The following is an 18,499-nucleotide window of genomic DNA, read 5'->3' on the forward strand; positions in this document are numbered from 1 at the left end:
TTACAAAAGTACAATAATGTAGATAAGGAGGAAGTATGGCAATTAGAAATATAAGAAAAGAAGGGGACCCTATTTTAAGGAAAACTTCCAAAGTTGTCCCTGAAATTACAGATAGAATTAAAGTTTTACTAGACGACATGGCTGATACTATGTATGAAGCTGATGGTGTCGGACTTGCTGCTCTTCAAGTCGGAATTTTAAAAAGAATTATAGTGGTAGATCCACATGATGATACTACAGGTCTAGTCAAGCTCGTAAATCCTGAGATTATAGAATCAGATGGAGAACAGATTGGTATTGAAGGTTGTCTTTCTATACCTAATTTTAATGCGACTGTCAAAAGGCCAGAACATCTAAAGGTAAAATATTTAGACGAAGAAGGAAACGAGAAAATCTGGGACGCCCATGGTTTTCCAGCAGAAATCTTATCTCACGAAATAGACCATCTCGATGGAATTTTATTTAGAGATAAGGCTATTGAAGAGGTTAAATTCGATACAGAAAATGATTAATATATGTTTTATGGGCAATCCAAAGTTTGCAGTGCGAACTTTGGATGTTCTTTATAATGATGAAAATATAGATGTCAAACTTGTTGTAAGCTCTCCTGACAAGAAGAGAAATAGGAGAAAAGTTACACCAACAGAGATTAAAAAATATGCTCAGGATAAGGGGATTGATGTCATAACACCAAAGTCAGTAAACAGCCCTGAATTTGTAGAAAAACTCAAAGCTTTAGAGATCGACTACATTGTAGTAGTAGCCTTCGGTCAACTTATAGGAAAACACCTACTTGAAGCCTACGAAGATAGGATTATAAATCTACATCCATCAATCCTTCCTGCCTTAAGAGGAGCAAGCCCTATGCAGTTTTCTCTCCTTAAGGGTGACGATGTGACTGCAGTTACGACTATGCTTATAGAAAAAGGCATGGATTCTGGTGATATACTTATCCAAGAAGAAGTTCCTATAGAAGAAAGTGATGATTATATAAGTCTTGAAGAAAAATTAAGTGAGATTGGAGCAGAGAAAATCAGAGAAACTATCCTAAACTTTGATGAAGTCTATAAGAATAGACAAAAACAAGACGATAGCAAAGCGACTTTCTGTACAAAAATCACAAAAGATATGGGAAGAATTGATTGGAATAAGAATTCTTCAGAAATCATTAATAAAATCAGGGCCTTTGTAGAATACCCAGTGGCCTTTTTTGCTTACGAAGGATCTAATGTTAAGGTTTACAAGGCAGAAATCGCTCAAGGCTATGAAGGAAAGCCTGGCTATGTCTATCAGGCAAATCCTAAGGAAAAGATTGTTATAGGAACAAAAGATGGGGCTATTAGGATAGAGAAAATTCAATTTCCAGGAAAGAAGGCCATGGATACTAAATCCTTCCTCATGGGCAATTCTTTTGAAGAGAAAATTACTTTAGCCAATGAATGATTTAGAACTAATATTAAACTCGCTTGTAAGAATAATCTACGATGATAAGAAGAGTAACGAGGAGATAAATTATCTAGAAAAGAGAGTCGATAATCTCCCATACGCTACCAAAGTTATTTATGGAGTCCTAGAAAATAAAATCTATATAGATTATATGATAGGAAAATTATCTAAGATAAAGCTTAAGAAAATCCACAAAAATGTCCTTACCATTCTAGAAATCGGTGTTTATAACATACATTTTCTAGAAACTAAGGATTATGCCACAGTGGATAAGCTAGTTGAACTTACAAAGAGAAAAAATAAGAGATCATCTGGATTTGTAAATGCTATCTTAAGAAATTTCATAAGAGATGAGAAGGAAATAGCAAAGATTAAGATAAGCGATGATATAAAGTCACTTTCCGTAAGATACTCTATGCCAGAAGAGATTACTAGATATATATTTGATAATTATGGTATGGATTATACCAAAGCCTTCCTCCGCTATAGCAATAAGGAGGCGGTACTTTCTATTAGGATTAATAGATTAAAGGCTTATAAGGAAAGTTTAATTAAAAAGCTAAAAGCTAACGGATTTGAAATAGAAGTGTCAAAGATAAGTGAAAATGCCCTCTTGGTAAAGAATCCTTCAGGTCTTGTAGCCACTAGTGAGTTTAAGGATGGGCTTTTTACTATCCAACAAGAAGCGAGCATGAAGACGGTTGAAGTTCTTGATCCCAAAGAGGATTCAAAAATCCTAGACCTATGTGCAGCCCCTGGGACAAAGACCAGCTACCTTGCTGAATATACGAGAAATACTGGTAAAATAATAGCGAATGACATCTCTAGGAATAAGTTAAGTCTAATAAGAGAAAATATCGAAAGATTAGGCCTTAGTAATATCGAGCTTGACTCTTTTGATGCAAGTGCCTACAGATCTGATTTTGAGGAAGAGTTCGACTATGTCTTAGTCGATTCCCCTTGCTCTGGTCTTGGAGTAATGGCGAGAAAGCCTGAGATTAGATATAACAGAACTATGGCTGATATTAAAGTTTTGGCAGAGCTTCAAAGAAAAATTCTAGCCACTGCAATTAGATATCTAAAGCCTGGGGGCTTTCTAGTTTACTCAACTTGTACCCTAGGCAAGGTCGAAAACCTTGATAATTTTAATTTCTTAAAAGCAGATGAAAGATTAACTTCTTTAGAGATTGATGGCAAGAAATACTTGGAATTTGTAAGTTTTGAGGACGAAACTGACGGATTTTTTATAAGCAAATTTAAGAAGAATGATTATGAAAGATAAATTAAATGACAAATCCATAAAAGAATTGGAAGAAATTTTCACCAAAGAAGGCTATCAAAAATTTAGGGCCAAGCAAGTTTATAGGCAAATTCACGTAAATAAAGTCAGAGACTTTACACAAATGAGCGATCTTTCTAAGGATATGAGGGAGAAATTATCAGAAAAGTATGACTTCCCTCAGATGAAAGTAGAAAGGGAATTTGTATCTGAGCTTGATAATACAAAGAAATACCTATTTTCTCTAGCAGATGGAAATATTATAGAAGCTGTCTTTATGGATTATGATAAGAGAAAAACTATTTGTATCTCTTCACAAATAGGTTGTAGGATGGGGTGTAAGTTCTGTGCTTCAACCAAAAACGGCCTTGAAAGAAACTTAAGTGCAGGAGAACTTATAGAAGAAGTCTATGCACTAGAGAGACTCAATGGAGATATAAATAATATAGTGATAATGGGCATAGGTGAACCTTTGGATAATTATGATAATATTAGAAAATTCATCGAAATTATTACTGACGAAAATGGAAGAAACCTTTCCCATAGGTCAATCACCCTTTCAACATCTGGCCTAAGCCCAATGATTAGAAAGCTTGCTGACAGCGGTCTTGATGTAAATTTAGCAGTCTCCCTGCATTATGCAGATGATGATAAAAGACGCAAATTTATGCCGATTGCTAACAAATACAGTATTGAAAGTCTAATGGAGGCGACAGATTATTATCTGGATAGGACTAAAAGAAGGGTAAGCTTCGAGTATGTAGTTATAGATGGGGTTAATAATCTCGATAGTGACGTATCTAATTTAACTAGCCTACTTAAGGGCAAAAACGTCCATATTAATTTAATCCCTCTAAATCCAATCGAAGAATTTTCCTATGATAGACCAAAGTCAACTGCTCTAAGGGACTTTAGAGACAAGCTTTTAAAGAAAAAATTAAACGCAACCATAAGAAAGTCGATGGGGTCAGATATCGATGCATCTTGTGGCCAGCTTAGAAATAATTATGCGAGGTGAGCATGAAATTTAGTACAATATCAAATATTGGAAAAATAAGGCAGGAAAATGAAGATGCCTATGCAAATACGACCATTGGCGACTTAGATTTTTTTATAGTTGCCGATGGGATGGGAGGCCACAGTAGGGGAGAAGTCGCTAGCAAGCTTGCAAGCAAGTCTTATATAGACTTTATAGAAAATGCAAACTTAGATGACTACTCATCTTACGTCGACCTTCAGGAGGAAGCAATAAAGTATGCCAATAGCGAGATCTATAAACTATCTGACGATAGCGAAGGGCTTAGGATGGGTACAACTGTAGTTTGCATGCTAGTTGATAGAAAAAATGCGATTTATTACATATCTCATGTAGGAGATTCTAGGATTTATATCTATCAAGATAAAAAACTTAGAGTAAGAACTAGAGACCACTCTCTGATAAACGACCTAATAGATACAGGTTCTCTAACAGAAGATGAGGCCGAAAACTTTATCAATAAGTCTGCTATCACAAAGGCTGTCGGTACAGAAGAAGAGATAGAACCAGAAAGTCAGACCTTCTCTATGAAAGATGGAGATGTAGTTTTGATGTTTACAGATGGTTTGTCTAACGAGCTTAAAGATGAAGAGATAACAAAAGTAGTCAACGAATTTGATGAGGCATATGATATTTCATCAAGACTTGTTGAACTAGCACTTAATAAGGGTGGTCGCGATAATATAACAGTGACTACGATTTTGATATAAGAGGTAATATGGAAAAGATAATTTTGGACAATAGGTACGAGATTATAGAGCAGATAGGCGTTGGAGGAATGGCCAAGGTCTACAAGGCCAAAGATAGGCTACTCGATAGATTTGTTGCCATTAAGGTACTTAAGGAGCAGTATGCGGAAGATGAGGAATTTCTAAAGAAATTCAACAACGAAGCTCAATCAGCTGCTAAATTAAATCATGTAAATATAGTAAATGTCTACGATATAGGAGAAGACCTACTTGAAGGAAGAAAAATTTACTATATTGTCATGGAATATGTTGAGGGACAAACTCTTAAGGATCTAATAGATGAAAAGGGAAAGCTTTCTAATCACGATATAATAGATTATTCTGTTCAGATTGCTCAAGCCTTAAAATCCGCTCACGCATCAGGAATTATACACAGGGATATCAAGCCACAAAATATTCTGATAGATAAGTTTGGTCTTGCTAAGGTAACAGACTTTGGTATTGCTAGAGTATCATCAAATGCGACCATAACTTACACATCATCAATTCTAGGAACAGTTCATTATATATCACCTGAACAAGCCAAGGGCAAAATCGTTGATGAAAAAAGCGACCTGTATTCCCTTGGAGCTGTGATGTATGAAATGGCAACCGGAAAGGTACCATTTGATGCTGATAATTCTGTAGGAATTGCTGTAATGCATATCCAAGATAAGGCAAAGCCTGCCAAGGAATTAAATGAAGATTTATCTGATCATCTAAATTTCATTATTATGAAGCTTCTTGAAAAGGAGCCTGGAAATAGATACCTAAATGCGACAGAGCTTATAGAAAGTCTTGAAAATCAAAATTCCGTGAAAGACCAAGCCCTAGAAGAGACAGCGAGAATTCCAATAGTTGTTCCAAATAAGGAAAAGAAAAAGAAAAAAAAGGCAAAGAAGGAAGAGACACCAAAGTCAGAAGAAGCAGTTTATGTTTCTCCGACTGATGAAGCGTCAGAAGATAAAGGGAAAAATAAATCACTTAAAATTTGGCCACTGGCCCTACTTGCTCTGATTTTGGTTTCAGCGGTGTATTACTTTATGTCAAGACCTAAAGAAGACGTTATTGAAGTTCCAACAGTCATAAACCTAAGCCAAGAAATGGCGGTCAAAGAGCTTGAGAAGAGAGGGCTTAAGGCAAATATTTCAAGAACTGAAGAAAGCGACGATTATGACAAGGGCAAGGTCATGAAGCAAGATCCTGAAGCAAATACAGAAGTTAAAAAGTCAACTACGGTAAATCTTGTAATTAGTGCTGGAAGAGAAGTAAGCGTGCCAGACCTTGCTGGATTAAATCTTACAGAGGCAGAAGAAAAACTTAAAGAGCTGGGTCTAAGCATAGGAAGGACAAGCACAGAATATAGCGAAGAAGTTGAAAAAGACTTAATAATTGATCAAAACCCAAGATCTGCTACAAACCTTCAAGCAGGAAGCAAGGTCGACCTTGTAATCAGTGCAGGACCTGAAGAAAAAATTGAAAATATTGAAGTTCCAAGCCTTATAGGAATGAGTGAAGAACAAGCAGAAAGTCTAATTAGTCAGTACGGACTTATCCTTAGAAATATCGACTACAGGGAAAGTGAAGATGTTGAAAAAGGCAACGTTATAAGCCAATCAATATCAGAAGGAACCCAAGTAGCGCCACAATCTCAAATAGATCTAGTAATTTCTACTGGTAAGAAGGAGAAAGAAAAGGAAAAGGATAAGGATAAGGATACGGATAAGGATAAGGAAAAAGAAGAAGATAAGACAGGCCAGGCTAAAAACGTAGATTTAAGACTTAATATAAACAATGGTAAAGATAAATTCAATGTCAAAATATATAAGCTAGACGATAACGACAAGAGAAGTGATATCTTATATGATCAAAATCAAACTAGCAAGGATTTAGATGAGAATCAAGTCTTACAATTAAACTTCCAAGCAATCCAAAATACTAAGTTTGAAGTCTTGGTAGACGATGAATCTTACGGAGTGTATACAGTAAATTGAAAGAAGGAAAGATTACAAAAGCTCAAAAAGAATTATATTATGTAGACTGCGATGGCAAAATCTTAATGGCCAAGGCTAGGGGAAATTTCAGGGTAAAAAAGATTAAACCCCTGGTTGGAGATAATGTAGTAATCGATGATCTTGAAGATCGTAAGGCCTATATTACTGAAATTCTCCCAAGAAAGAACGAAATAAAGAGACCAAATATTTCTAACATAGACCAGATCTTATTATTTGCGACGATCAAAGATCCAATCCTAAATCTCTATAATCTTGATAAATACCTCGCTATGTGTGAATACAAGGATATAGATGTAGTGATAGTTCTTTCGAAGATTGACTTATGTGATGAAAATGAAGTAAAAGATTTCGAAAATATTTATGAAAATATAGGATATAAGATTATAAGTCTTGACAATTTCGACAATTTCCCTAAAGAAAAAATACTCGATATCTTAAAGAACAAGACATCTGCAGTATCAGGAGCAAGCGGAGTAGGTAAGTCCACCTTCCTTAATAACCTAATCGACATGGAAGTAGAGACTGGCTCAATTTCAGAAAAGAGTAAGAGGGGAAAAAACACCACCCGCCATACAGAAATATTCAAAATAGGGGAGTCCAGCTTCCTCTTCGATACTCCTGGCTTTGACTCATTTGATATTGACTTTATAGAAGATGAGACAGAATTAAAGTATTTGTTTAGAGAATTTAGGGATAAGAAATGTAAGTTTAAGGATTGTAATCATATAAATGAACCAGCCTGTGCTGTAAAAAATGAACTAGCTGATGGACTTATTTCTAAGACTAGATATGATAATTACCTCATGCTTTTTGAGGAAGTTAAAAAAAGGAGAGAAAACAAATGGTAGAATTAGCACCTTCAATACTTTCATGTGACTTTTCAAGACTACAAGAAAATCTAGACGATACTAAAGATACTAGACTTAAGATGCTTCATATAGACGTGATGGATGGGATTTTCGTACCAAATATCTCCTTTGGCTTTAAGGTTATAGAGGATATTAGAAAGAGAAATGATTATTTCTTCGATACCCACCTTATGATCGAAAGACCTGAAAGATATATAGAAAGATTCGTAAAAGCAGGCTCTGATAGGATTACTTTTCATATAGAGGCTACTGATAATCCAAGGGAAGTAATTAGACTTATAGAGTCTTTTGGGATTGAAGCAGGAATTACCCTAAAGCCTGCGACAGATCCAAAAGAGGTTTTGCCTTTGCTAAAAGATTTGGATTGTGTCCTTGTAATGAGTGTCGAGCCAGGATTTGGCGGACAAAGCTTTATGGAAGATAGTCTTGATAAGGTGAAGCTTTTTAGAGAATATATTGATAAAAATAAGCTTAATACCAAGATTGAAATCGACGGCGGCATCAAAACCGCTAATGTAAGTAGGGTAATAGAGGCAGGTTGTGATGAGATAGTATCAGGTTCTGATATATTTGCGAAAGATAATATAAAAAATCAAATCAATACTTACTATGATATCTTTGAAGAGATAGAAAATAATTAGGTAAAAGCTTAGCTTACTATTTGACTTAATAATGAGTTAAGCTTTTTTTATTGGGTATAAGTCTAATGATAACGTTAATTTAAAAGGAGGCTCTAATGGCTAAAAAAGATGATAAAAATAAACATGAATTTAAGAAGGCTCCTCTTATTCCCGATGGTGAGAAAAAGCCTAAGAAGGTAGCTGATAACGCTAAACAAAAGGATTTAAAGAAGAATAAGGTAGATAATAAAAATAAGGCATTTACCACAAATAAGGGCCTTAAGATGGCTGAAGATGAATTCTCTTTAAAGGCAGGTGTGAGAGGACCAAGCCTACTTGAAGACTTCCATCTTAGAGAAAAAATCATGCACTTTGACCATGAGAGGATTCCTGAAAGAATCGTTCATGCACGTGGTGTTGGTGCTCACGGTATTTTTAAATGTACAAAAGATATGAGTGAATACACAAAGGCATCCCTATTTACAGAAGTAGGTAAGGAAACTCCTTTATTTACAAGAATTTCTACAGTGGCAGGATTTAGAGGATCTACTGATACTCCTCGTGACGTTCGTGGTTTTGCTCTTAAATTTTATACAGAAGAAGGAAACTACGACATAGCGGGAAACAATATTCCAGTATTTATCATTCAAGATGCGATTAAGTTTCCTGATTTCGTCCATGCAGTAAAACCTGAGCCAGATACAGAAGTTCCTCAAGCTCAATCTGCTCATGATACTTTTTGGGATTTTGTTACGAGAAATCAAGAGTCAGCTCATATGACTATGTGGCAGATGAGTGATAGAGCTATACCAAGATCTCTAAGGATGATTGATGGTTTTGGAGTTCATACTTTTAGATTCGTCAATGCAAAAGGAAAGGGAACTTTTGTAAGATTTCAGTGGAACCCACAACTTGGGGTTCACTCAAGAGTATGGGATGAGACTTTAAAGGTTTCAGGAAATGATCCTGACAGCCAAAGAAAAGACCTCTATGAAGCAATTGATGGAGGAGATTATCCAGTTTGGGACTTCTGTGTTCAACTTTTACCAGAAGAAAAAGAATTTGACTATCCATACGATATCTTAGACCCAACCAAGCTTTGGCCTGAGGAAGATATAGAAAAGATTAAAATCGGTGAGATCATCCTAAACAAAAACGTCGATAACTACTTTGCAGAAACTGAACAAGTTGCCTTTAACCCAGGTAATATAGTACCAGGAATTGACTTTACAAATGACCCACTCTTACAAGGAAGACTTTTCTCCTATACCGATACTCAACTACTAAGACTAGGTGGTCCAAACTTCGCTCAAATTCCAATAAATAGGCCTATAACTGAAGTCCACAACAACCAAAGAGACGGCTGGCACCAACATATGATAAATAAAGGACCAGTTGCTTACCACAAGTCAAGCATAGATGATCAGTCTCCTTACTATGAAAGTGTAGAAGACGGCGGATTTGAACATTATCAAGAAAAGATTGATGGTAAGGTAATTAAGAATCGTGATGATAGTTTTAGAGACCACTTCAGTCAGGCTACAGCCTTCTATAAATCTCTAAGTGATGTAGAAAGAGAACACATTATCAATGCTTTCTCATTTGAATTATCCAAGGTTAAAAGAAGCGCAATTAGACAAAATGTCGTAGATATGTTTGCAAATGTTGATGAAGACATGGCAAAAGCGATAGCAGACAATGTAGGAGCAGACTCTCCAGATAAGGAAAGAGGATTTGATCCAGCGGGAGTAAAACCTACAAAAGAAGCTCTTAAAGTAAGGATGCCAGAATTCTCTCAAGAAAATACAATATTTAAAACGGATACCTTGAAGGTTGGTATATATTCAGATGATGAAGATGATTTTGATTTCAAATCATTGAAAGAAAAAATAGAGGAGAGCAAGGCAAAAGCTGAGATAATTCAAAAAACACTTAAGGAAACAAAGGATGGAGTAAAGGTTGACCATAGATATGATACAGTTCATCCAGTCCTTGAGGATAGCTTGATCATAGTAGTTCCTGAAAAACCTTCAGATGAATTTATGAAAAATGTCAAAGAATTTGCAGAAGAAACATATAAACATTACAAACCATTATGGATAATAGGAGATCCAAAAGACATCTTAGATAAAGATAAGCAAGATGATCCAGGAGTAATGGTCACAAAAGATATGTCTGATGCAGATAAATTTATAAAAAACTTAGAAAAACAAAGATTCTGGGACAGAAACGGATCAATTTAGACAAATAAAAAGGGATGGGGCTTGACCTCATCCTTTTACATTTCTAATATTTTATTGGAAATAAAAAAAACATTTTGCAATTATGCTTTTTCTACTTTACCGCTTTTTAGACATTTTGTACATGCATTAATTGTTTTAGGTGTTCCATCAACTAAAGCTTTTACTCTATGAACATTTGCCTTAAATTTTCTATTGATTTGTCTGTGAGAGAAAGTTACATTCTTACCTGATTGTGTTCCCTTACCGCAGATATCACATGTTCTTGCCATTCTTACACCTCCTAGCTTTTATTCATCTTTATTATTCTACCAAATATCAATACAAATTACAACTTTTTCTTATATTTTCTCGAAAAATGATAGTCAATTTCCCTCAATAGTTATTGGACCTGCTTTATGGTATAGTCTTTGTAGAATTAAAAGAGATTTAAATGAATCGCAGGAGGTAATATGGATTTTGAATCTATATACAAAAATGAGGATATAGGCGAAGTTTTATTTGACCAATCCTTAAGAGACTACACTACTTTTGGCATAGGCGGAAAAGCTGATGTCATGATCAAACCAGAGACTGAAAACCAACTACAAAATATATTAAAGATAAACTCCAGAGAAAATATTAAGACTACAGTTATAGGAAGAGGCTCCAACCTTCTAATCAGTGATAAGGGGATTAGGGGTTGTGTCATAGTTTTAGCAGATAATTTCGACAAAATTGAAAGGGATGGCGATATCCTAACAGCCCTAGCAGGTACAAGCTTAAATGAGCTTGCCCTATTTGCTATCGAAAGAAGCCTAAAAGGTATGGAAGAAATATCAGGTATACCTGGCTCAGTCGGTGGAGCTGTAGCTATGAATGCAGGAGCCTATGGCGGAGAGATAAAGGATATATGTGTAAATGTCAAAGCATTTGACTTTGCGGGTAAAGAATATAATTTTACTAACAGCCAAATGAATTTTTCCTACAGACATTCCAAAATATTTGAAGATGACCTTATAGTTTCTTCTGCAAGCTTTAAATTGAAGGCAGGAGTTAAAGAAAATATAGAAGAAAGATACGAAGACTTCACCAATAGAAGAACTACTAAGCAACCCCTAGATAGAAAATCAGCTGGCTCGACTTTCAAAAGGCCAACTGGATCTTATGCATCCAAGCTAATAGACGAATGTGGTCTTAGGGGCTATAGGAGAGGCGAATGCCAAGTTAGCGAGAAACATTGTGGTTTTATAATCAATGTAGATAATGCTACATGCGAGGATATGCTTTCATTTATAGAAGAAGTTTCTAAGATAGTAAATGAAAAGACAGGATTTGTATTAGAAAGAGAAGTTAAACTAATCGGAGACTTTTAATGATACTTAAAATTATCACAGGCCTAAGCGGTTCAGGCAAGACTACAGCCCTTCGTGCCTTTGAGGACATGGGATATTACGCTATGGACAATGTCCCAGGATATTTGATAGAAAAATTCATAGAGCTTAACGCAAATCAAGAAAAACCTATTGAAAAGATGGCAGTGGTAATAGATTTTAGGTCTTATGCTGTAGACGATGACCTTTACGATTCGCTCCTTAGGCTTAAGAAAGCCAATATAGATACAGAAATCATCTATATATATTCCTCAGATGAGGTGATTTTCAAAAGGTACAACGAATTAAGACGCCCTCATCCTATGGGTGAGTATGGAAATGTTAGCGAAGGAATCGAGAAAGAAAAGGATATGCTTAAGCCTATCAGAAAGATTGCAGATAGGTTTATCGATACAAGCAATTACAAGATTGCAGAGCTTAAGAGGGTAATCGAGGACTCCGCCCTAAAGAAGGATAAAATCATAATAAATCTCATATCTTTTGGTTTCAAATATGGACTTAGTGATAATTTTGAATTTGTATTTGATATGAGATTCTTGCCCAATCCTTACTATATAAAGGAACTTAAAGGGATGAATGGGACTTGTAAGGCCCTACAAGATTATTTAGATAGCTTTGAAATCTCAAAGAAATTTGAGGATGATTTATATGAAATGATAAAAAACTTAGTACCAGAATTCTTAAACCAGGGCAAGGATATAATAAATATTGCCATAGGATGTACAGGAGGCCAACATAGGTCTGTCTATATGGTAGAAAAGCTCTACGAGAGAATGAAAGATGACGATTATATTTTAGTTAAGAAACATAGAGAGAAGGATAGATGGTAAAAAAATATATGAAAAGATATCCCCTAAAGGATGTCCAAAACGCCAGAGACTTAGGTGGAGTACCAACACTTGATGGCAAGGTGACAAACTGGGGAAAGTTTATTAGAACAGCGACTCTAGATGATGCGAAAGATTGGGACATTAACTACCTTAAGGAAATGGGAGTTACTAGAGTAATAGACTTAAGACGTGAAGGTGAGATTGAGCCAAATAAGAAAAGTATTGCCAAAATCAAGGAGAATTTCGACTATTACAATGTATCTCTTGCAGGAGATAGGGAGTTTAGGCAAGAAGATATAGACAAAATTGTAAATAAAGAAATATCAGTAGGAGCAAGTTATAGGAATCTGATTGATAACTATAAGGCAGTCAAAGAGATTATGGAAATATTCGCTGATAATGATGGTATTAGCCTATTTCACTGCCAAGAAGGTAAGGATAGGACAGGGATTATTTCTATGATTCTTATGGGGATTTCTAATGTGGCAAGAGCTGATATTATAGCAGATTATGAAGTAAGCTCGGCCCATCTTGGCTATATCGAAAGATATGATGAGGATGATCCTTTTTCTGTTTTTAGGATTACAAGTCCTTACAATATGAAAGAAGCCTACGACTATATTCTAAGAAAATACAAGACCTTTGACGATTATCTTCTCTATGCAAAGGTCGATAGTGAGACAATAGAAAAAGTGAGGGACAAAATAGCTGGATAGCTAGGGTGATATATGTCTTTTTCAAAAAGATGTAAGAAAGAAGTACTAAAAAAAGAGCCGATATCAAAGATGGGTGAACTTCTATCGATTATTCATTTTATTGGCTCCATTAGAATAAATATGGGTGGTTATAATATTAAGTTTGAAACTGATTCCAACTCATATGCCAGATATATTTATAACCTAATCAAAGACTTGTATGATTATTCTTCAACCTTTGAGATATTTGATAAGTCTTATAAGGATATGGATAGAATTTTTACGGTTCTTGTGGAGGATAATGAAATATCAGAGGATTTGATTAATAAAAAGTCTCATGGTTTTATAGACAACTTTAAAGATATTGAAGATGTCTCCCTTGATGATATCAAGTCTTTTCTTAAGATTGCCTTTATTTATAAGGGGTCTATTAACGACCCTCAAAGAGGCTACAACCTAGAAATCATAGCTCGAGAGAAAAACGAGCTTAGGCTTATCAAAGAATCTATGGATACCTTTGACTTAAATGCGAAAATTAATGATAGGGGAGATTATTATATAGTCTATATCAAAGATTCCGATAAGATAAGCGACTTTCTTGCTATAATTGGAGCAAATAAGTCTTTGTTCGAGCTAGAAAATGTTAGGGCCATGAAGTCTATAAGAAATGATATAAATAGGCAGACAAATTTCGATAAAGCCAATATAGATAGGACAGTCAAGGCTTCCTTAAGGCAAGTAGATGCAATAAAAGCTGTGATTAATAGCGAAGAATACGATAAATTATCAGAAGACATGAAGGAAATTGCAAGTATTAGAATTGATAATCCCTATATTTCTATCGAAGAAATTGGCCAGATGATGGATCCTGTGATGAGCAAGGCCAAGGTTAATTATAGGCTGCAGAAATTTATAAAGCTTGCGGAAGACTTGTAGAGGAGGATAAATGCAAGGAAAATTTACACACTTACACGTTCATACGGAATATTCCTTACTTGACGGGTTCTCAAGAATTGATCTTCTCCTCGATAGGGCCAAAGAGCTCGGAATGGAATCTCTTGCCATAACAGACCATGGTCAGATGTATGGAGTTATAGAATTCTACAAGCAAGCTAAAAAGCGTGGAATCAAGCCCATAATAGGCTGTGAAGTCTATGTTAGTGAAAATGATCATACCATAAAGGAAGCGTCAAATAGGAGATATTATCATTTGATTCTTCTAGCAAAGAATATGGAAGGCTATAAGAATCTCATTAAGATCGTATCAGAAGCCTATGTAAATGGGTTTTACTACAAGCCAAGGGTTTCCTTTGATTTTATTAAAAAGCATAGTGATAATATTATAGCCCTATCCGCTTGCCTTAATGGTGAGGTTAGCCAGAGACTTATAGAAAATGACTATGAAGGGGCAAAAGAAACAGCCAAAAGATATGAAGAGGCCTTCGGCAAGGGAAACTTCTACCTAGAGCTTCAAAATCACGGGATAAAAGAGCAAAATATTGTAAATAGGGGACTTGTAAGAATCCATGAGGAAGAGGATATTCCCTTAGTTGCGACCAATGATATCCATTATATAAATAAAGAAGACGCCTACTATCAAGACGTCCTTTTGTGCATTCAAACAGGAAAGCTCGTTAAAGACGAAGATAGAATGAAGATGCCAGCTAGTGAGTTTTACCTCAAATCTTATGATGAGATGAAGGAGATTTTCGGAGCCTATGAGGGGGCTATCGAAAATACTCAAAAAATCGCTGACCAATGTAATGTAGAATTTACTTTCCATGAACCCCACCTGCCATACTTTACTAAGGTTGAGGAAGGATTAACTGACTTAGAATATCTAAAAAAACTAGTAGATCAAGGACTTATCAAAAAATATGGAAGTATAAATGAGAAGATTAGATCTAGGGCAGATAAGGAAATAATGGTAATTGCTGATATGGGCTATGTCGACTATTTCCTTATAGTTTGGGATTTTGTAAGATATGCCAGGGAAAATGACATAGCTGTAGGACCAGGGAGAGGTTCTGCGGCGGGATCTATAGTATCTTATGCATTGGATATTACTCAAATTGATCCCTTAAAATACAAGCTGATTTTCGAAAGATTCCTAAATCCTGAAAGAGTATCAATGCCTGATATAGATATAGACTTTGACTACGTCCTCCGTGATAAGGTAGTAGAGTATGTGAACGAACTTTACGGTAGAGATCACGTATCCCAAATAGTAACCTTCGGTAGGATGCAGGCAAGAAATGCAGTAAGAGATGTAGGAAGAGTCCTAGATATTTCTTATGCCAAGGTAGATAAGATTGCTAAGCTCATCCCCCAAGCCATAGGGATGACAATCGATAAGGCCTTTGATTCTTCGTCTAAGTTTAAGGAAATATATGAAAGTGATGTCGAAGCGAAAAGACTAATCGATACAGCAAGAAAGGTTGAGGGCCTTCCAAGACATACCTCGATTCACGCTGCAGGAGTGGTGATTTCCAAGGAGGTCCTAACTGATATAATCCCATTAGCCTTATCCAATGATTTGGTAGTTACCCAATACGACATGACTGAAATCGAGGAGCTAGGTCTACTTAAGATGGACTTTTTAGGTCTTAGAAACTTAACAGTCATCAAAAACACCATAAAAGATGTCAAAAAGAATAGGGGAATCGACGTAGACCTATCCAAAATTGATGTAAATGACAAAAATGTTATAGATCAATTCAATAATGCTAAGACGATAGGAATTTTTCAGTTTGAATCGGCAGGGATGAGAAACTTCCTAAAGAATCTAAAGCCGACAGTCTTCGATGATTTAATAGCAGCAAACTCCCTATTTAGACCAGGTCCAATGGATGAGATTCCCAAATACATCCATAACAAAAATAACCCGGCGGATGTGACTTTTATAGATCCGGCCCTTAAGCCAATCCTTGATGTAACGTACGGTATTATTGTCTATCAGGAACAAGTAATGCAGATTGTCCAGAAACTTGCAGGTTACTCCTTGGGAGAAGCGGATAATCTAAGACGAGCCATGTCCAAGAAGAAGATGGCAGTTATGGAAGAAAATAGGGAAATTTTCATCAAGGGGAAAACTGATTCAAGTGGCAATGTTGTAATTCCAGGTTGTATCAGAAATGGAGTTGATGAATCTTCGGCAAATCAAATCTACGATGAAATGATTTCCTTTGCCAAATATGCCTTCAATAAATCTCACTCGGCAGCATATTCTTTGGTTGCTATACAAACGGCTTATCTAAAATACTATTATCCAGAAGAGTACATGGCAAATCTGATCTCTTCTGTGATGGATCAATCATCTAAGCTTTATCTTTATGTAAATGAAACCAAGGCCTTAGGTATAGAAGTCCTACCTCCAGATGTAAACAAGAGCTTTGCTGAGTTTAGTGTAGAAGAAGGTAAGATTATCTTTGGTCTTTCTGGAATCAAAAATGTAGGAAGCAATCTTATCGATTCTATAGTTAAGGCTAGGAAAAAGGATGGGAAGTTTACAAACTTCAAGGACTTCCTCCAAAGAGTTGACGAGATCGATTCGAGATCTCTTAACAAGAAGGGAATAGAATCCCTCATCAAGGCAGGAGCCTTCGATAGCTTAAAATACACTAGGTCTTCCCTCATGGCAATCTATGAAAAAGCAATTTCTGCTGTCTCTGATAATAGAAAGATTAATGTCAAAGGTCAACTTAATTTACTAGACGACTTAGCCGATAAGCCTAAAGAAGATGTTAGGATTCAAGAGATTAATGAATTTCCTAAGAAGACTAAACTAAAGCTAGAAAAAGAGGTCTTAGGCTTTTATATATCTGATCATCCCTTATCAGATCTGGGAGATAGGCTTGGTGATTTTGTTAATTTCACAACAGATTATAAAGACCATATTGATGATACGAGGATTCATTTACTCGATAACAAATTTGTATCGATGGCTGGAGTCATCACAAACAAGTCAGAAATTATGACCAAGAAAAGGCAATTGATGTGCTTTGCTACCCTTGAAGACATGCAGGGGTCAATAGAGATTGTGATTTTCCCAGAAGTCTACAGGAAATATAGGAATGTAATAGATGAAGATAGTGCGGTAATAGTTAAGGGAAATCTTCAAGTAGATGAAAGAGATATAAAACTATTAACAAACGAGTTTGTCGACATAGAGAAGTTAAATTTTAAAACTTTATACTTAAAATCTGAATACTTAGAGTATAATAAAGTTAGAAACATTCTAGTGCAAAATAAGGGGACTACACCCGTTGTTATATATTTTGCTGACAAAAATAAAAGTGTCAAACTAGATAAGAAATTATGGTTTGATATTAATGAAAAAAGCATTAAAGTATTAGAAGAGTTTTTAGGAAAAGAAAATGTTAAGATTACTTAAGGAGTTGTTATGAAAACTATAGGAATACTTACAAGTGGAGGAGATGCTCCAGGTATGAATTCCGCTATAAGAGCTGCGGTAAGAACAGCCCTTAACAGTGGTTTACGTATCAAAGGTATAAGAAACGGTTATGATGGACTGATGCAAGGAGATATCTATGAGATGAATGTATCATCAGTTGCAGATATCATCCATAAGGGTGGTACCATTCTAGGTACTGCAAGAAGCTTAGAGTTCGAAACACCAGAAGGACAAAAAAGAGGTGCACAAATCCTAAATGATTATGGCATTGAAGGCTTAATCGTAATAGGAGGAGACGGATCCTTCAAGGGAGCTAAAGCCCTATCTGATCTTGGAATCAACACAATAGGAATCCCAGGAACAATCGATAATGACATGGGCTATACCGACTTTACAATCGGATTTTTCACAGCGATTGAAACTGTAACAGATGCTATAGGCAAGCTCAGAGATACATCAAGTTCTCACGGCAGGGCTGTAGTTATCGAAGTTATGGGTCGTCACTGCGGAGACCTCGCTCTTTACTCAGGACTTGCAGGAGGAGCTGAGTCTATTATAGTACCAGAGCACAATTTCTCTATCAGTGAAATAATCGATAAGATGGAACACGGTAGAAAAAGAGGTAAGCTTCACCACCTAATCACGCTTGCTGAAGGTGTTGGCGATCCTTATTCTCTTGCCAAAGAGCTAGAAGAGAAGACAGGAATCGAAACTAAGGTTACAATCTTAGGCCACGTACAAAGAGGAGGTTCACCATCTGCGGTAGACAGACTCTTAGGTTCATCAATGGGATCTCGTGCTGTTAGACTGCTTGAAGAGGGAAAGACAAACCTTGCGATCGGCTATGTAGATGGAAGCATTATAGAAGTTAGCATTGATGAAGCAGTAAGCAAAAGAAGCGAATTCGACGAAAAATTATACGAACTTGCAAATTCTTTATCAAGATAGGAGTAA

General features: G+C 35.9%; 16 protein-coding genes. 15 read left to right on the plus strand and 1 reads right to left on the minus strand.

Annotation, left to right across the window (positions count from 1 at the left end; all coding sequences use genetic code 11):
- Positions 1 to 35 precede the first annotated feature (35 nt).
- The 9 genes from def to C7D97_RS00685 all read left to right on the plus strand — a co-directional run bounded on the left by def (position 36) and on the right by C7D97_RS00685 (position 10,236).
- Complete coding sequence (def, locus tag C7D97_RS00645; protein ID WP_105300287.1) at positions 36 to 512, plus strand: peptide deformylase; 477 nt, start codon at positions 36 to 38, stop codon at positions 510 to 512.
- Positions 505 to 1,443 (plus strand): methionyl-tRNA formyltransferase, encoded by a 939-nt coding sequence (gene fmt / locus C7D97_RS00650; RefSeq protein ID WP_105300288.1) that lies wholly within the window; start codon positions 505 to 507, stop codon positions 1,441 to 1,443. Before def ends, fmt begins: the two co-directional genes overlap by 8 nt.
- Positions 1,436 to 2,728 (plus strand): 16S rRNA (cytosine(967)-C(5))-methyltransferase RsmB, encoded by a 1,293-nt coding sequence (gene rsmB / locus C7D97_RS00655; RefSeq protein ID WP_105300289.1) that lies wholly within the window; start codon positions 1,436 to 1,438, stop codon positions 2,726 to 2,728. Before fmt ends, rsmB begins: the two co-directional genes overlap by 8 nt.
- Complete coding sequence (gene rlmN, locus C7D97_RS00660; protein WP_205408043.1) at positions 2,718 to 3,743, plus strand: dual-specificity RNA methyltransferase RlmN; 1,026 nt, start codon at positions 2,718 to 2,720, stop codon at positions 3,741 to 3,743. Before rsmB ends, rlmN begins: the two co-directional genes overlap by 11 nt.
- Before the next feature lie 2 nt (positions 3,744 to 3,745).
- A complete protein-coding gene (locus C7D97_RS00665; RefSeq protein WP_105300291.1) occupies positions 3,746 to 4,471 on the plus strand; it encodes a Stp1/IreP family PP2C-type Ser/Thr phosphatase in 726 nt (241 codons plus the stop codon).
- Between the two features lie 8 nt (positions 4,472 to 4,479).
- Entirely contained in the window at positions 4,480 to 6,483 is a 2,004-nt protein-coding gene (gene pknB, locus C7D97_RS00670) for a Stk1 family PASTA domain-containing Ser/Thr kinase (RefSeq protein WP_105300292.1), read from the plus strand.
- Complete coding sequence (rsgA, locus tag C7D97_RS00675) at positions 6,480 to 7,352, plus strand: ribosome small subunit-dependent GTPase A (protein ID WP_105300293.1); 873 nt, start codon at positions 6,480 to 6,482, stop codon at positions 7,350 to 7,352. The genes pknB and rsgA overlap by 4 nt, the downstream gene beginning before the upstream one ends.
- On the plus strand, positions 7,346 to 8,014 hold the full coding sequence (rpe, locus tag C7D97_RS00680; protein ID WP_105300294.1) for a ribulose-phosphate 3-epimerase: 669 nt from the start codon (positions 7,346 to 7,348) through the stop codon (positions 8,012 to 8,014). Before rsgA ends, rpe begins: the two co-directional genes overlap by 7 nt.
- Before the next feature lie 95 nt (positions 8,015 to 8,109).
- A complete protein-coding gene (locus tag C7D97_RS00685; RefSeq protein ID WP_205408044.1) occupies positions 8,110 to 10,236 on the plus strand; it encodes a catalase in 2,127 nt (708 codons plus the stop codon).
- Positions 10,237 to 10,316: 80 nt separating this feature from the next.
- Here the strand turns inward: C7D97_RS00685 and rpmB are convergent, their stop codons facing one another.
- Positions 10,317 to 10,505, minus strand: a complete 189-nt coding sequence (rpmB, locus tag C7D97_RS00690; protein ID WP_105300295.1) for a 50S ribosomal protein L28 — start codon at positions 10,503 to 10,505, stop codon at positions 10,317 to 10,319.
- Positions 10,506 to 10,685: 180 nt separating this feature from the next.
- On the opposite strand from rpmB, the gene murB reads away from it, so the two are divergent.
- From murB to pfkA, 6 genes are read left to right on the plus strand one after another with little or no spacing between them, the layout of a single operon-like run.
- The gene (gene murB, locus C7D97_RS00695; protein WP_105300296.1) at positions 10,686 to 11,588 is read left to right on the plus strand and encodes a UDP-N-acetylmuramate dehydrogenase; all 903 of its coding nucleotides are present in this window, start codon (positions 10,686 to 10,688) and stop codon (positions 11,586 to 11,588) included.
- Positions 11,588 to 12,436: an RNase adapter RapZ gene (gene rapZ / locus C7D97_RS00700; protein WP_105300297.1), complete on the plus strand. Its 849-nt coding sequence runs from the start codon at positions 11,588 to 11,590 to the stop codon at positions 12,434 to 12,436. The genes murB and rapZ overlap by 1 nt, the downstream gene beginning before the upstream one ends.
- On the plus strand, positions 12,430 to 13,152 hold the full coding sequence (locus C7D97_RS00705; RefSeq protein WP_105300298.1) for a tyrosine-protein phosphatase: 723 nt from the start codon (positions 12,430 to 12,432) through the stop codon (positions 13,150 to 13,152). The genes rapZ and C7D97_RS00705 overlap by 7 nt, the downstream gene beginning before the upstream one ends.
- A 12-nt stretch (positions 13,153 to 13,164) precedes the next feature.
- Entirely contained in the window at positions 13,165 to 14,067 is a 903-nt protein-coding gene (whiA, locus tag C7D97_RS00710; protein WP_105300299.1) for a DNA-binding protein WhiA, read from the plus strand.
- A gap of 10 nt (positions 14,068 to 14,077) precedes the next feature.
- A complete protein-coding gene (locus tag C7D97_RS00715) occupies positions 14,078 to 17,524 on the plus strand; it encodes a DNA polymerase III subunit alpha (RefSeq protein ID WP_105300300.1) in 3,447 nt (1,148 codons plus the stop codon).
- A gap of 9 nt (positions 17,525 to 17,533) precedes the next feature.
- Positions 17,534 to 18,493, plus strand: a complete 960-nt coding sequence (gene pfkA / locus C7D97_RS00720) for a 6-phosphofructokinase (protein ID WP_015777625.1) — start codon at positions 17,534 to 17,536, stop codon at positions 18,491 to 18,493.
- The last annotated feature ends 6 nt before the right edge of the window (positions 18,494 to 18,499 follow it).

It is taken from the genome of Anaerococcus marasmi (genome assembly GCF_900290195.1).
In the GTDB taxonomy this organism is placed as follows: Bacteria; Bacillota; Clostridia; order Tissierellales; family Peptoniphilaceae; genus Anaerococcus; species Anaerococcus marasmi.